Origin of the sequence: Exiguobacterium sp. s133, from assembly GCF_018618595.1 — a bacterium.
GTDB lineage: Bacteria > Bacillota > Bacilli > Exiguobacteriales > Exiguobacteriaceae > Exiguobacterium_A > Exiguobacterium_A oxidotolerans.
Map to the genome: position 1 here is coordinate 81,475 of NZ_JACSMK010000006.1, position 15,477 is coordinate 96,951.

At 47.7% G+C, this 15,477-nt stretch carries 16 protein-coding genes and 1 riboswitch; of the genes, 5 read left to right on the plus strand and 11 right to left on the minus strand.

Translation table 11 applies throughout. The features are described from left to right. Positions 1-20 precede the first annotated feature (20 nt). The 6 genes from KNP96_RS09865 to KNP96_RS09890 all read right to left on the minus strand — a co-directional run bounded on the left by KNP96_RS09865 (position 21) and on the right by KNP96_RS09890 (position 5,836). Complete coding sequence (locus tag KNP96_RS09865; protein ID WP_088838230.1) at positions 21-479, minus strand: SRPBCC family protein; 459 nt, start codon at positions 477-479, stop codon at positions 21-23. A gap of 104 nt (positions 480-583) precedes the next feature. Further along, positions 584-1,531 carry an ATP-grasp domain-containing protein gene (locus tag KNP96_RS09870; protein ID WP_088838231.1) on the minus strand — a complete coding sequence of 316 codons (948 nt, stop codon included), beginning with the start codon at positions 1,529-1,531 and terminating at the stop codon, positions 584-586. Further along, positions 1,528-2,586 carry an LLM class flavin-dependent oxidoreductase gene (locus tag KNP96_RS09875; protein WP_214770232.1) on the minus strand — a complete coding sequence of 353 codons (1,059 nt, stop codon included), beginning with the start codon at positions 2,584-2,586 and terminating at the stop codon, positions 1,528-1,530. The genes KNP96_RS09870 and KNP96_RS09875 overlap by 4 nt, the downstream gene beginning before the upstream one ends. 72 nt (positions 2,587-2,658) lie before the next feature. Further along, a riboswitch (SAM riboswitch) is annotated at positions 2,659-2,763 on the minus strand. Between the two features lie 190 nt (positions 2,764-2,953). Further along, on the minus strand, positions 2,954-3,628 hold the full coding sequence (locus tag KNP96_RS09880) for a DUF975 family protein (RefSeq protein ID WP_214770235.1): 675 nt from the start codon (positions 3,626-3,628) through the stop codon (positions 2,954-2,956). 67 nt (positions 3,629-3,695) lie between these two features. Beyond that, positions 3,696-4,964: a DUF2325 domain-containing protein gene (locus KNP96_RS09885; protein WP_214770238.1), complete on the minus strand. Its 1,269-nt coding sequence runs from the start codon at positions 4,962-4,964 to the stop codon at positions 3,696-3,698. Positions 4,965-5,056: 92 nt separating this feature from the next. After that, positions 5,057-5,836, minus strand: a complete 780-nt coding sequence (locus tag KNP96_RS09890; protein ID WP_088838235.1) for a DUF817 domain-containing protein — start codon at positions 5,834-5,836, stop codon at positions 5,057-5,059. 158 nt (positions 5,837-5,994) lie between these two features. On the opposite strand from KNP96_RS09890, the gene KNP96_RS09895 reads away from it, so the two are divergent. From KNP96_RS09895 to KNP96_RS09915, 5 genes are all read left to right on the plus strand, one after another. Next, entirely contained in the window at positions 5,995-6,663 is a 669-nt protein-coding gene (locus KNP96_RS09895; protein WP_214770241.1) for a YczE/YyaS/YitT family protein, read from the plus strand. A gap of 155 nt (positions 6,664-6,818) precedes the next feature. Further along, complete coding sequence (locus KNP96_RS09900) at positions 6,819-7,268, plus strand: MarR family winged helix-turn-helix transcriptional regulator (protein ID WP_239456778.1); 450 nt, start codon at positions 6,819-6,821, stop codon at positions 7,266-7,268. Between the two features lie 17 nt (positions 7,269-7,285). Then, complete coding sequence (locus tag KNP96_RS09905) at positions 7,286-7,921, plus strand: nitroreductase family protein (RefSeq protein WP_088838238.1); 636 nt, start codon at positions 7,286-7,288, stop codon at positions 7,919-7,921. A 53-nt stretch (positions 7,922-7,974) separates the two neighbouring features. After that, a complete protein-coding gene (locus tag KNP96_RS09910; RefSeq protein WP_029332098.1) occupies positions 7,975-8,610 on the plus strand; it encodes a nitroreductase family protein in 636 nt (211 codons plus the stop codon). 296 nt (positions 8,611-8,906) lie between these two features. Next, entirely contained in the window at positions 8,907-10,229 is a 1,323-nt protein-coding gene (locus KNP96_RS09915) for an NAD(P)/FAD-dependent oxidoreductase (RefSeq protein ID WP_214770244.1), read from the plus strand. A gap of 34 nt (positions 10,230-10,263) precedes the next feature. Here KNP96_RS09915 and KNP96_RS09920 read toward each other — a convergent pair whose 3' ends face one another. From KNP96_RS09920 to KNP96_RS09940, 5 genes are all read right to left on the minus strand, one after another. Continuing rightward, complete coding sequence (locus KNP96_RS09920) at positions 10,264-11,709, minus strand: DEAD/DEAH box helicase (RefSeq protein WP_214770247.1); 1,446 nt, start codon at positions 11,707-11,709, stop codon at positions 10,264-10,266. A 123-nt stretch (positions 11,710-11,832) separates the two neighbouring features. Continuing rightward, entirely contained in the window at positions 11,833-12,906 is a 1,074-nt protein-coding gene (rlmN, locus tag KNP96_RS09925; protein WP_088838241.1) for a dual-specificity RNA methyltransferase RlmN, read from the minus strand. Between the two features lie 145 nt (positions 12,907-13,051). Then, the gene (locus KNP96_RS09930) at positions 13,052-13,855 is read right to left on the minus strand and encodes an ABC transporter permease subunit (RefSeq protein WP_214770249.1); all 804 of its coding nucleotides are present in this window, start codon (positions 13,853-13,855) and stop codon (positions 13,052-13,054) included. Continuing rightward, entirely contained in the window at positions 13,852-14,733 is an 882-nt protein-coding gene (locus KNP96_RS09935) for an ABC transporter ATP-binding protein (RefSeq protein WP_214770251.1), read from the minus strand. The genes KNP96_RS09930 and KNP96_RS09935 overlap by 4 nt, the downstream gene beginning before the upstream one ends. 42 nt (positions 14,734-14,775) lie before the next feature. After that, the gene (locus tag KNP96_RS09940; RefSeq protein WP_214766294.1) at positions 14,776-15,408 is read right to left on the minus strand and encodes a methyltransferase; all 633 of its coding nucleotides are present in this window, start codon (positions 15,406-15,408) and stop codon (positions 14,776-14,778) included. Between the last annotated feature and the right edge of the window lie 69 nt (positions 15,409-15,477).

Below are 15,477 nucleotides of genomic sequence, written 5' to 3' on the forward strand. Positions count from 1 at the left end.
TCGAGAGTAAGCGTACCTTTTTATTCTTGGATTTGCTTCACTTCTTTTTCGAGCCGCTCGAGAAATCCTTTGACGATTTTCTCGTTTTCACGTTCTCCGCCTAACGATAAGAGACTGCGACCGACGAAGTTGACGCCTTCATTTTTCCCCGTGTAAATCAAACGGCAGCTCGTCGCATCGATTCGCTTCAGCGCAAACGACATCTCAAGGCGAAACATCTTCGCTAACGTAAAACCAATCGTATTTTGTTTATAGTCCGGTTCATTCGTATAAGCGAGATCGGTCACGATGTAGGTTTCAAGACGATTCCCTTGCATGTAGGTTTGCCGGTACGTCGATCCGACGACGCCCGGCTTACGTTCAATCACCTCATGCTGGACGACACCCGGAATGAGTCGTTGCAGTCGATCGTGATCAAACAGATGCCACGCCTGTTCAATTGGAATCGCAAGTACTTTTTCTTCACGCCACGTCACCATGACACCACCTCCTTTTAGTTTAAAAATACCCTGATGTCCGTCGTTCTAACGCTCGACTCCGGCACAATCAGGGTATTTTTCTTACTTCAAGTGGTTTTTGATGTTCACTTCACGGTTTGACGTTCTAACGCATGACCAAGGAATGTTGCGAGTTCCAGCATCCCGAACTTCCCAGCTGCCGCTTCAGCGTCCGAATTGTAATTCGTATTCGTATTGACGTCGTACGTGTAAATCGTCCCGTCTGCATCCTTGATGAACTCAATCCCGGCGACCGCGATTTTATTTTCTTGCAGGAACGCTTCATACTGGGCGATGATCGGGTCATCGAACCCGTCGACAATTTGGAATTTCATCGGTGTCTCTGCCGCCTCTTCTCCGACCGGGCAGAACAAATCATCGATGACACAAGCATCCGCGGGGCAGAGCTCGAATCCTTCCGACGTATCGACACGGACCGCATAGACGAACTTACCACCGACGAATTCACAACGCGTAATGTAGGGTTCAGGTGCTTGAATGTACTCTTGAATCAACGTGATGCCGTCGACCGGCTCATCGAATGTCGGTCCGTCAAGATACGTCTCGAGTGCTTCAATCGAGTGGAACAATTGAACGCCGAGTCCTTTACCGGCACGATTGTGTTTCGTGATGAACGACGATACTCCGATGTTTTGAGCGGCTTGGACGATTTGATCACGTCCGACGGCTGCCGTCGTTTTCGGAACACGGATACCTGCTTTTCGTAAGGCGGTGTATTGGTTGACCTTACTGACCTCGAGTCGTAACGCACGGGTTCCGTTGAAAACGGTCCGGTCATGTTCTTCGAGCCAAGCGAGGACCCCTTCCGTCAATTCTGGTGCATAGCGGTGCCCGCGCGTATGGGACGAGGCACTCATCCGGCTGTAAAAAACGCCTTCCGGTGGTGTTTCATCGAGTGGGACGACCCCTTCGTTGAGGTGCCACTGTTCATACGGTAAGTTGAGTTCCTCGAGTCGCTTGATTAAATGATCCGTCCATTCCTGATTTTCGTGTAAGATATGAATTTTCGTCATTTTAGTTGACCTACCTTTCGTTTCGCTTCGACGCGTGGCATGACCTCGCGGGCAAAGCGTTCCATTTCTTCGAGTTGCGGAGAAAATTGAAGCAAGAGCAATGTCACGCCGACTGCTTCAAATTCAAGAATCCGTTCTGCGATTTGATCCGGCGTCCCAATCAAGTTCGGACGCAGTCCCCGGTTTGAGACCGAATAGTCATTTCGTTTGACCTGTTGTTCGAGTTGCGATTTACTGACGAAGTCGTCATACCCGGCATATCCGGCACCGTCTTCTTTAACGTTCGTAATCCGGTGCCATTCTTCGAGCGCCGCTTCTTCCGTCTCGCGACAGATGATGTAGGCCGCCAGTCCGAAACTCGCAAGCGGCTGCTTCCCGGTCGCCGCGCGGCGGGTTTTCATATCCGTAATTTTCGTCGCGACTTCATCGACCGTTCCTCCATGCATGACATAGGCATCACAGTGATTGACGATCGTCTGTTTCCCCGTCTCACTCTCACCACCAGCGTAGAGCTTGATTCCGGGACGCTGAACGGGTTTCGGGTGAAGCTCTGCCCGTTCCAGCTGATAGTACGCCCCATCAAAACTATAGGGTGATGCGTCCGCCCATAATCCTTTCATGACCGTCACGAATTCTTCCGTCCGGGCATATCGTTCGTCATGGGCTGTAAAAATCCCATTGTATTGACGGGCTTCTTCCTCCCACCAGGCCGAGACGACGTTGAGCGTAAAACGTCCGTTACTCAACTGATCGAGGTTCGCCGCCATTTTTGCTGTCGTCGCCGGATTATGAAAACCGGGCCGGACGGCTGTCATGATTTCCAACCGTTCCGTTGTCGCCGCAATCGCCGCTGCCGTCGTCCACGCCTCAAGACTCGGTTCGGCTATTCCTTTAATGTCGTTTAAGTTCAATTCTGCAATCAATGTCGTAGAAAAGCCAATCCGTTCTGCCGTCTGTGCGACTTGTTTCGCATAATCGAATGTCGCTGGCATTTGTTCCTCCTCGACGTTTCGTAACCAACCCCCGAAGATTGGTAACCAAAATCCGTATTCCATCCCCTGTGCCCCCTTTTTGCATAAAAAATCGCTCTTTTCGTTTAGAAAAGAGCGACGAATGTCTACTGTCAGCTCTTATCTTCAAAGGAATAAATTCCTCTTGGAAGTAGCACCTTCCGCTCATGCGGGGTTGCTGAAGTGTCGTCGGGCCAGTCCCTCGACTTCTCGTGATAAGAATAATTGAAATTAGCGTACATCTTTTAGCAGAGTAAAGCAACCTTTAAACCTTCTTTTCCTATCGGAATTAAAAAACATTTGGAAAATCACTCTGTTTCTTGATACTTCTTTGTCTAGAAGCTAAAAACAGGAATTGCACATCGGTTTAAGATGGCAATCCCTGCTTTGTATGGTGCTGTTCAAAATCAATTCATTCTGGTGATACGAACGGTGAGTCATTGTGATTTGCATCCATCATGGCTGTCCGGTGACCAGTCGTCGAAACTTCTTCCCCACGCACGCGATCGTAGAACTTCGCGATTGTGACGCTGAAGTACGGGCCAATCCAGAGGAAACCGATTCCGATCGTAACAATTCCGAGCAAGAACCAACCGATGAACGAAAGGACGAGGAAAAACGCCTCTTTTTTATGTCCATCCATCATTTGGCGTGAACGCGTAATGGCATCAAGGATGCCAATCGATGGTTCGTCCCGAATGATGTAATACGTCAACATGTAAGAGAATGACTTAATGATTCCTGGAATGATGAAAAGTAAGAACCATAGCCCTAAGAAAAAGGTTTGGACGATTGACACTCCAATGGCTTTCAAGAACATTTTGTACGGCTCAAACAAATCGGCGACTTTCGTCTGCTCGTCTCGGGCGACAGATAGGGTGAGCCATGACCATCCCATTGCAACCGGTAAGGTCAACACCGTCAAGAGCATACCAATCAAGTCGATAAATTGGAAATCCTCTTCGGGTGAGGACGCAAATCCGTTCGGAACGCCTTGAATGATTAAGAACAACAACATCATTAATGCCATGAAGCCCCATCGTCCCTGCAACGACTCGCGCGCTGCTAATTTTAATTGTTTTGACATCGAAAGATCCTCCTCAAAAATAAGTGCTACCTTTCTTTACGGTTTATTTTTGAGGAGGTTTCACTTTTTAACGCTCGTCTTTTAGTAAACGTTGGACCATTGCTTTTTCAAGTTGTTGCTGGCACGCCGTATACAAAGAGCGTCGTCCATCGAGTCGTTCAATCGCAAACGGAATATCGTGCTTTTTTGCTTGCACGAGAACATGTGCCGCTGCTGCGTGAGAAACCCGACTTTTGACGACGACGATCGCGTCCGTCTTTTTCGCGAGACAGGCGATTTTTTTCGCGGCTTGGGCGTCACCGCCAAGATGGATTAATTCGACTCCCGTCTCCGCAAAGAAGTCGCGGTAGACGGCGCGCTGTTGCTCATTACCGACGATGACGAGACGCATGCCGTCGTAGGAAGCAAAATCGAGTGCCGTTTTATCGACGAATTCGATTGGTTGACCTGGTAATGTCGTCGTATCGAGACGTTCGAGTTGCTGGACTTTCTTTTCCCGGAGGCGCCGCTCTTTTTTGACTTTCTTCGCCTTCGGTTTCCGTTGCATCATCTTGTCGTAGCGTCCTGTTTTCGCCTGTTTGTTTGCAGGTGACGCAGTGGCGGACTCGGGCGAACCACTCGATACGTCGCGTGCCGGTAATTCCGTCATGGTCGGTACTTCATAATGAAATGCGTGTTTCCAGACAATCGTCAATGTCTCCGGATGACCTTTCCACATGACGAGGTCGACGAGTTGACCTGCTTTCAGTTGGAAGAACCGCATGTCTTCGAGTGGTGTCGTGTAATAGAACGGTTTTCCCGTCTCATCTTGCAGTGGACCGTCAATCGTTGCTTCGATGATGCCATGGTTCTTGACGATACACTTTTCAAAAACGATTCGTTCTGCAAGTGGTTTTACTTGATCCGTCGCGACGACGGCTAAGATTTCAAGCGACGTCCGGCGCTCATCTTGATGTAGGACTTGGACACGGACTTCCATCCCATGCTCCAGGTTCCAGTCACGGATTTCTGTTTCTGAGACATGACTGTTTGGCCATTCCCGTAACGAGCCGCCCTTTAATTGCCGTTCGAACGTATAGGAATACCGTTGTTCGACAATCCGTTCAACTTCTTCCTTCCGTTCCTGGATCATTTTGATCGGGAGGCTAGATGGTGTTTCCGGACGTTCTACTAGTTTCGTCGTTGTTTGACGTGGCGCGTAGTACTGCGACAGCTGGACCCATTCATCGATTCCGTTGATTTCTTCAAGTAACAAACCCCAGTCGTCTGCTGTCTCGACGATGTTCAGTTTGCTTGTAACTAACTCCTTCGCTCGTTCGATTACGTGATGCATCATGTTAAAAACCCCTTTGCTATTTTTTCCAACTATAGCAAGGTCATGATGCTTCACCCGCGCAAAAAAACAACCTGGTATTTTTTTGTTATGGGTTACGATTTAACTTCGACTGCGGAGTCGCCACTTCGGTATTTTTCGACGACGACAATCAAGACGGTAATGATGACGAGTAAGAACCAAGACGATAATTTGCCAAAATCGACAAGTGCCCACCCCTCTTGCTGATGCGGATAGACCCAGCCCTTAAAAAAGGTGACGATGTTTTCCGCCAGCCAAATGAACCAGGCAATTAGTAAAAATGATAAGACAAGCGGGAGACGGTAAACCGTATCCTCTAGTCGGAAGTAGACCCACGATTTAAAGAAGACGACGATGACGAGTCCCATCAAGAACCACCGTAAATCGAGCATCCAGTGGTGCGTAAAAAAATTTAAGTAAATCAAACTCCCGACAGCAAGTGCGAGGGTCGGACGTGGAAAGGACGTAAACCGAAGATCAAGTCGCCGAAACGCCTGACAGATGTAACTCGCGACACTGGCATACATGAAACCTGCGTAGAGCGGAACACCAAACACTTTCGAAACAGCGTCTTCCGGATAACTCCACGAGCCGACGTGGACTTTAAACAGCTCAAGTCCTAATCCGATGACGTGAAAAATAAGAATCAGCTTGAACTCTTCTTTCGTTTCATAACGAGTCACGAGTAAGGCGACTTGGACGAACAGACACCACAGTAACAGGATGTCATAACGGGCAATCGGTTCACTCGGCAAATAACGTGATAAGGCGAGTGCAGCAAAGATGGCTACTGGAAAGATACAACAGAGCGCTTCAAGATATGTAAAACGGATGAGATGGCGGATCAATCGCATCGACGTCCCTCCTCTTCTTTCTTTAAGTATACGAGACGTTCGCCGTACCTCCCTCCTTCTCAAGTTGGACATTCGACAATTTGTTGCTTCTGCTTTAGTCCACGAACGTGATACAGTTAACGAATACGTATCTTATTGAATCGAGGTGACACGCAACGATGTTCAAACGTTTCCATACGTCCTGGTTGCTGCGCGCAACGTTGAAGTGGTTCTTATTTTTAAGCGGTCTCTTTTTACTCGCCGTCGGTTCCTCCATCATGATCACCGCTAACCTCGGTGTCTCGACTTGGGATGTCCTGCATCTCGGTCTTCAAAACAAAACACCTTTGTCAGTCGGGACGGTCATTCTTCTCGTCGGTCTGCTGCTCGTCCTCGTCAAATACTTACTCGACCGGATTCGACCGCAAGTCGGGACACTCGTCAATGCAATTTTCGTCGGTGTCTTCATGAACCTCGTACTTGGTTCTCATTTGCTTCCGTCGTTCTCAACTGTCTGGTTGAACGCCTTATGGCTCATCTTCGGTATTTTCATCATCGGCATGGGGGCAGGGCTATACGTCGCCGTCGGATACGGCGCCGGTCCACGTGACGGATTGACCTTGACGTTAGCCGAACGCTTCGGAACCTCAATCCGGATGATGCGGACAATCATGGAGATAACGGCATGTGGTCTTGGTTGGTTACTCGGTGGTCCCGTCTTTTTCGGGACGATTCTATCGATTTTTTTGATTGGACCGTTTCTTCAATTTTGGTTAGTCTATTTCCGCCGGATGATTGCCGCAATCGATGCTGGGGTCGTTCGACCGAACGAACAAAAAATCAGCTGAGCCGCTTGACTCGATATCGTTTCGAAAGAAATGGTATCTTTTTTTGTGGATGAAGCAGATTAGTTGCACCTGTAAAAAATACACGTTATATTAGTTTACATATCAATCTTTGATACGTCAAAGGTTTCTTGGGACGAAGGGAAGGATGTGATGATTTGAGTATTTCTTGTACGGAAAAAGGACGCCTCATTTATGCGCTCGTCTCGGTCAATAAGACGATTGCGCAAAAATTTGATTTATGTACAGATGGCTTCAGTCAGACTCGGATGGACTTACTAGCCCAACTCGAGGTCGGAAAGACAATTAGTCAAAAAGAATTGCAGCAACGCGTCAATGTCGACAACGCTGCCGTGACGCGACATTTAAAACATCTCGAAACGAACGGAATGATTCAACGTGTCCGTTCGGAGAGCGATAACCGTGTCATCCTCGTCTCATTAACTGCAGAGGGTGCCACGCGTATCACACAATTGCGCCAGCAAAAAGATGACTTCTTGGAAAGTCTGTTAACCGGCTTTACTGAAGAAGAACAAGATCAACTCGCACAAATGATTCAGCGCATTGAAGATAACGCGTTAACATTACCTAAAACTACTGCACGATAAAAAAGGAGAGCTTACTCATGACAACACAAACATCTACTGACTTTATGGAAATCGTAAAAGGCCGTCGTTCAATCCGCAACTACGACACGGACGTAAAAATCTCAAAAGAAGAAATGACACAAATTCTTGAAGAAGCAACACTCGCACCGTCTTCCGTCAACATGCAACCATGGCGTTTCCTCGTCATCGACAGCGAAGAAGGAAAAGCGACGCTCGCTCCACTCGCGAAGTTCAACCAAGTCCAAGTCGAGACATCATCTGCTGTCATCGCTGTCTTCGGTGACATGAATGCCATCGATCAACTTGAAAACATTTACGATACGGCCGTCGCACAAGGACTTATGCCGCAAGAAGTCCGCGACCGTCAAGTTCCGGCAATCAAAGGTATGTATGAAAACGTTCCTGCTAGTGCACTTAAAGACAGCATCTTGATCGACTCAGGTCTTGCTTCCATGCAATTGATGCTCGTCGCTCGCGCACACGGTTATGATACGAACCCGATCGGTGGATACGAAAAAGATCAAATCGCTGAAGCTTTCGGCATGGATAAAGATCGTTATGTACCAGTCATGCTCCTTTCAATCGGGAAAGCTGTTGATGCAGGATACCCATCAGTCCGTCTTCCAATCAACGATATCGCAGACTGGAAATAAGTTCGATTCGCTTCATCAAAAAATAGAGAACACAACAAGGGAGATTGAATACTATGACAACTCAAACAACTACTGACTTTATGGAAATCGTAAAAGGCCGTCGCTCAATCCGCAACTACGACACGGACGTAAAAATCTCAAAAGAAGAAATGACACAAATTCTTGAAGAAGCAACACTCGCACCGTCTTCCGTCAACATGCAACCATGGCGTTTCCTCGTCATCGACAGCGAAGAAGGAAAAGCGACACTCGCTCCACTCGCGAAGTTCAACCAAGTCCAAGTCGAGACATCATCTGCTGTCATCGCTGTGTTCGGCGACATGAATGCGGTTGATAGCATCGATACAATCTACGACATGGCTGTTGAAAAAGGGCTTATGCCGCAAGAAGTCCGCGATCGCCAAGTACCAGCAATTAAAGGATTCTACAGCCCAGAAGATACAGACACACTTCGTGACAGCATCTTGATCGACTCCGGTCTTGTTTCCATGCAATTGATGCTCGTCGCTCGTGCGCACGGTTACGATACGAACCCAATCGGTGGGTACGAAAAAGATCAAATCGCTGAAGCTTTCGGCATGGATAAAGATCGTTACCTCCCTGTCATGCTCCTTTCAATCGGGAAAGCCGTTGACGCAGGATATCCATCAGTCCGTCTTCCAATCAACGACATCACAGATTGGAAATAAGCAATCCGCACGACGAAGAGAGCACCTCGTTTTAACGGGGTGCTTCGACTGTAGACAAAGTTCTATCGGGAGATAAAAGCGTCTTTTTTCGTTGCTTTCCTCGGGCGAGGCGTGACAGGGAAGCGCAAACGGATTGCCTCTCGATATAACATGTTCACGCTTCATAAGCGTTTGTCTTCACGCTGAGCACCTCGTTTTACGGGGTGCTTTTTGCTATATCTCCTGTCCCTCCTTTGCATTTAAATTCAGTTCCAGTCAATCCTTTTGTATACTGAACGAAAAAGGAGCGGATGCAGGTGTATGACGTAACGATCATCGGCGCAGGTGTCGCCGGAATTTTTCTGGCACACGAACTCGTACAGGACGGACAATCCGTCTTAGTGATTGACGCCGGAAAACCGTTAGCCGAAAGAACCGTGACAGACGCTTACCTCGGCTTTGGCGGACTCGGTAAATCAGAAGGAAAATACAATTATTCAACAGAGTTCGGGGGCGAACTGGAACAAAAGTTAGGTCCGGAAGCGACACTTCGCTTAATGCAACAAGTCGATGCTGTCCTGTGTCAGTACGGAGCACTGGAGGTCCCTTTGTATTCCACTCATAATGCGTCATTTGCGGCGCGTGCTGAAGACGCTGGTTTACATACAATCGAGACGTCCGTCCGTCATCTCGGAACTTCACTTACGAAACAGGTGCTCGCCCGACTGGAGGACATGTTGATGCAGAAGGTCACGTTCCGCTTTTCGACGCAAGTCGAACAGATACAGAAACAAGCGGATACTACATTCACACTCAAAACAGCGTCAGAGACGTTCTCGAGCCGACGAGTCGTGCTTGCGACCGGACGTTCCGGAACGGACTGGATGCGCCAGCAGCTAAAGCAGCTCGGTCTGGTGCAAACGAAAACACGACTCGACCTCGGGATTCGGATTGAAATGGATGAAGCGCCTTTTCGGACTGTATTACAGGACACGTTCGAAACGAAACTGGCATACGCATCTGACGCTGGAACGGCCGTCACCTACTGCATGAATCCGACCGGTCGGATCATCCGCAAATATCAAGAAGGTCTCGTCATGCCGGACGGACAAAATTTCCGCGAACAGACGACGGGGACGGCAAATTTAAACTTCACGTTGTTTTTACCACGCTATTTCGATACGTTGACCGCAGCGAATCAATTTGCGACTTCAGTCATCGGACAAATCAACCAGGGGTCGGACCGGATTGTCGTCCAACGTCTCGGTGACTTGCTTGCCGGTGTAGCTTCTACAGCAACCGGAATCGCTCACAATCAAGTCGTCCCGACGCTCGAAGCAACACCAGGAAACCTGCTCGACGAGGTCCCGGACACAGATCTCACCGTGTTACTCGGATTTTTCGAGCGGCTCGAACGTTTGCTCGAAACTCCGCTCTCCCCTGATACATTGCTTTACGGAATGGACGGGAAGTTTTACGCTCCGGTCCTCGCGACCTCCCGCGACTTCGAAACAGACATCACGGGACTGTATGCAATCGGGGATTGTTCCGGCGCGACCCATTCGCTTTCGCAAGCAGCGGCGAGCGGTCTCCACCTCGGACAAGTCTTACAGCAAAAAACAGCCGTTTCGGGAGAGTAAAGCTCTCTCAAAACGGCTGTTTTTCATTCAGTTCTTATTTTTTAAACGCTTCATATACTTTCAGTTGTTTCCCTTTGACCTTCGTCGTCTTCATCGCGCGTAAGACGAGTGGCCCTTTACCGTTCAGAATCTCGACATACGTTACCGTATCTTGAATCGTGATGATCCCGATATCCTGAGCAGTCATCCCTTCGATTTTCGCAATCGTTCCGACAAAATCAACGGCCCGAAGTTTCTTTTTCTTCCCGCCATTGAAATAGAGCTTCATGATGTCAGCGTTCAGTTGTTGTGTTTTTGATGTGCGGACATCCGTCGTCGTGATTTTCTCTTCGAACGCATCTGCCGTCCGAATCAATTCACGTTCCGTCGGTGCTTGACGTTTTTCGATTGCTTCGCCACGGTACTGTTCGACTTCACGAAGACGGCGCATATCCGCTTCCGTCACGAGGCTGATTGCTTTCCCCATTGCGCCCGCACGCCCTGTCCGACCCGTCCGGTGCACATAACTTTCTTTTTCGACCGGCATGTCGTACTGGATGACGTGGGTGATGTTTTCGATGTCAATTCCACGTGCTGCGACGTCTGTCGCGACCAAGTAACGGAATTCGCCTGCACGGAATGCCTTCATGACCGCAAGGCGCTCGTCCTGTTCCATCCCGCCGTGAATTTTCTCGACCGGATACTCCATCGCCGTCAGTCCTTGGGCGACAAAATCGACATGTTCTTTCGTCCGGCAGAAAATCATACAACGGTCCGGATTTTCGACGACCGTGACGTCTTTCAGGATTGCAAATTTCGTCTTATCGGTTACAGAAATATAACTGTGATCGATTTGAGCGATTTCGGTTGCATTTGTCGTGATTTCGACCTCTTTCGGCGACTGCATGTAACGTTCGCTCAGCTTGTGAATGTCTTGCGGGAACGTCGCTGAGAACAACATCGTCGTCCGTTGTGTCGGCAGTTGTTTTAAAATCGTATCGACTTGCTCGAGGAAGCCCATGTTCAGCATCTCATCCGCTTCATCCAGGACAAGGTATTTGACCTTTTCAAGCGAAAGTGTCCCTCGCTCGAGGTGATCGAGCACACGACCTGGTGTTCCGACGACGATATGGGTCTTCTGTTTTAATTCCGTGACCTGACCACGGAACGGCTGTTTCCCGAAAACGGCTGTCGCTTTAATCCGCTTGTAACGCCCGATGTTCATCACGTCTTCCGTGACTTGCAGCGCCAGTTCACGTGTCGGTGTCAAAATTAGCGCTTGTGGTTTATTTTCTTCCCACTCGACGAGTTCACAGAGTGGAATGCCGAACGATGCCGTTTTCCCGCTTCCTGTGCGTGATTTGACGATGATATCTTTTTCAGACAAGGCGACCGGAATGACGGCTTGTTGGACATCCGTCGGAGTATGGTAACCAAGTTGTTCAATCGCTTCTAAAATTGGTGAACTGAGTTGAAAATCAGTGAATGGTTTTTTTGGCATGTGAATCCCTCATTTATTATATAGTTTCGAATTGACCGTACATCTCATGACCTCTCATTATGCGCTACTTTCCGCAGGACGTCAAAAGAGCTTCCCGTCAGAGTGACAGGAAGCTCCACTTGCTTATTTTGCTGCGACTTTATCTTTTTTGATTTGTTTACTACGTAACTGTCCACATGCTGCATCGATGTCTGTCCCGTGCTCGAGACGAACACCACAGTTGAGACCGTTCTTTTTCAACGTATCGTAGAATGTCGAGATATCTTCTGACGTACTCCGTTGATATTGACCATGCTCATCAACCGGGTTGTACGGAATCAAGTTGACATACGTCAAGTGACGTTTGTCTTCGAATAATTTCGCAAGTTCGATTGCTTGTGCTTTTTGGTCATTGACTCCACGAAGTAAGATGTACTCAATCGTAATTTTACGATTCGTCGTCTTCACGTAATAATCGATGGCAGGCATCAATTTTTCGAGTGGAATCGCACGGTTGATTTTCATGATTTGTGTGCGCAACTCGTTGTTTGGTGCGTGCAATGAAATCGCCAAGTTCACTTGAAGTTTTAAATCTGCGAATTTGTAGATTTTATCAGCAAGACCACTTGTCGAAACAGTGATGTGACGTGCACCGATCGCAAGACCGTTGTGATCTTTGATGACGTTCAAGAAGTCGACCATGTTGTCGAAGTTATCAAACGGCTCACCGATACCCATGACGACGACGTGGCTGACACGTTCTTCTTTACCGACAGCATCGAGGTGATGTTGGACGTTCATGATTTGTTCGACGATTTCACCAGCTGACAAATCGCGGCTCTTCTTAATCAATCCACTCGCGCAGAAGCTGCAGCCGATGTTACAACCGACTTGTGTCGTCACACAGACAGAGAGTCCGTATTTGTGACGCATGAGGACTGTTTCAATCAAACTGCCGTCATACAACTTGAAGAGGAACTTGATTGTTCCGTCCGCTGATTCTTGTTTAACTGATTCTGTCATCGAGCCAATCGCAAAACTCTGATCTAACAACTCAAGGCAATCCTTGTTGACATTCGTCATTTCAGCGAAAGTAGTGACACGTTTACGATAAAGCCAATCCCAAACCTGCTTCGCACGGAACGGCTTGTGACCTTGATGCGATAACCAGTCTGTCATCTGCTCAATTGTTAATCCATAAATGGATGGTTTATTCATTAGTGAGACCTCATTTCTTTTTCCAGAACTATAACATTCCTTTATCTTAGTAAAAATCGGGCACTTACGCAACGTTCAAATCCTAAATGTTCACTTTCTGTAGATTTCGAAAGGCTGTTTCGCTTTATTTTGTCAAAAAAATGCCTCAAATCGATAAATTCCGTTTTCGAAAACTGATAAAAGCAAAACTACTGAACATCAGACAGATTAGCACAAGTAGAAGGATGTGCAACAGTAAATGTTCTGTCTCCGCCAGCAATCGTCCCGTATCAAACAAACTGAAGATCGATCCATAACGCATCCAGTCCGTTTTTTCACTTAAGCCCGCTCCAATCGTCAAGACAATCGAGAAGACGAGGACACCGGCAGCGACGGAAAAGGCACGACGCTCATCGTCAAAGAGTGTCGTGATAAACAACGTGAAACCAGCAACCGCATACAGCAAAAACAAGGCATTGACTTGCAGTCGCAATAAAGTCATACCATCAATCGAGATACCAGACATCGTCCAGTCCGCCATCAGTAAAACGAGCCCATTCAATAGAATGAGACAGGTACTCGCAATCAGCATGACGATGAGCGCTGCTGCCGTATATTGAATCCGCGTGATCGGGGATGCTAGATATAAAATCAATTCGCCATTGTCGATCGGACGGGCAAGTAACCGTGCCGCGAGGGACAACATATAAAACGTCGCAATAACTTGAAAAATCAAGCCGTAATAATTGCCGGCTAAGAGATCGAGCAGATTATTGAACGTCACCTTGTCATATTGGAATGCCTGTAACAATTCTTTTGGGAGAGCTTCGAGTTTTGCCTCGAGCAGACCGGTCTTCATCATCGATGGATACAAGGCGGCGAGCAACAATAAGTACAAACTGGTACCAAGTGAATAGGCAACGATCGGTTTGACGTTCTGCTTGAGTAAAGACCAGACGACCACGCTCATGATTCGTCACCCTCCCCGTAATAGTGCAAAAAGACATGCTCCAAATCATCAGCCGTCGTCTGAATCGAACGAATATCGTACGCAGTCAGAAGACGGAGAACTTGATTCAGTGTCAATTGGTCACTTGTCAAAAAGGAGACACGTTGTTGTTTTTGCGTCGCCCCGACTTGAATCGCAAATTGTTCCGCCTGTGCAGCAAGACCGAATTCGACCGTATACTGTTTCCGGCTCGACCGGATCAGTTCATGGATATCGGATTCAACGATGATTCGTCCATTTTTTATCAACGCTGCTCGGTCGCACGACTTCTCCATCTCCGGGAAGTGGTGCGAACTCATCAAGATTGCTTTTCCGAGGCGACGTTCTTCCTCTAACCACGTCAGAAATCGTTCCTGCATCAATGGATCGAGTCCACTCGTCGGTTCATCAAGGAGATAGACCGGTGCGTCCTTCATGAAACATCCGACGAGTGCGAGTTTTTGTTTTGTACCTTTAGACATCTTCCGCACCTTCGTTTTCGGATCGAACGGAAAGCGCTCAAGTAAATCCGCTTGACGCTTCCGGTCCCCACCATGCAATTGTTGCATCAACTGTAAGATGTGGTCTCCCGTAAAGTCTCCCGGCAAACTGATTTCTCCCGGCAGATAACCGACGAGTCGTTTCACTTCTTTTGTTTCAACCCAGCAATCAAATCCACCAATCGTCGCATGACCGGAGTCAGCAGCAATCAAGCCCATCAATTGACGAAGTGCCGTTGATTTCCCTGCCCCATTCGGACCAATGAAACCAAAGACCATTCCCGGCTCGACAGAAAAACTGACATCGAATATTCCTTTACCCGACGCGAACGCTTTCGTGACATGTTCGAGATGAATCACTTCAACCGCCTCATTTCTTTTTTAAGAAATGGCTACAGTTAGTTATACCCGTTCTGTCATCGTGTCGGACGTAGCGAATCGATAAATCACAAACCGTTCATCATGATTTTTTTCGAATAAATCGCGTAACCGGACTTCCTCGATTTGTTCGAACGCCGTCTGGTTCTCTAAAAAATACCGGTATTCATCTGCCGGATAATAAAGAATCAAATCGATGGTCCGTGGCGCCTGCTCGACCGACTGTAAGATGTGGTTGACGACCTTGATAAAAATTTGAACGGAAAAAGGGTTAAAAAAATAAAATTTTGTCGCTTCTACCGGAATCGGATAACTTTCTGCATAGACATGTTCAAATTGAAGACTCCCGCGCCGTTTTTTAACTTTTTTTAAGTAATTCATCTGATTCGTCAGTGCATCCTCATAAAACTGACCGTTCATCTCGATTCCGATGACGGAACAGTCAAACCGATCGTGAAGATAAAAGTTCAGTCGTCCCTTCCCGCACCCAAAATCAATCACCGTATCCTCAGGATGAAACGGATAGACCGCGCATAGCTCATCCAGGGCTGCATATGGGGTCGGTTCATAACGGTTATAGTGACTGAAGGCATTGTAGAGGTGCTGGACATCAATCGTTTTAATGTGGAGCCGCGTTTCATATTCTTGTTCATTCATAGTTCAATTTCCTTCTTTCAAGCATTGTTTTCTCCATCGTACTATACTAAAGAGGTACGTAATTCGATA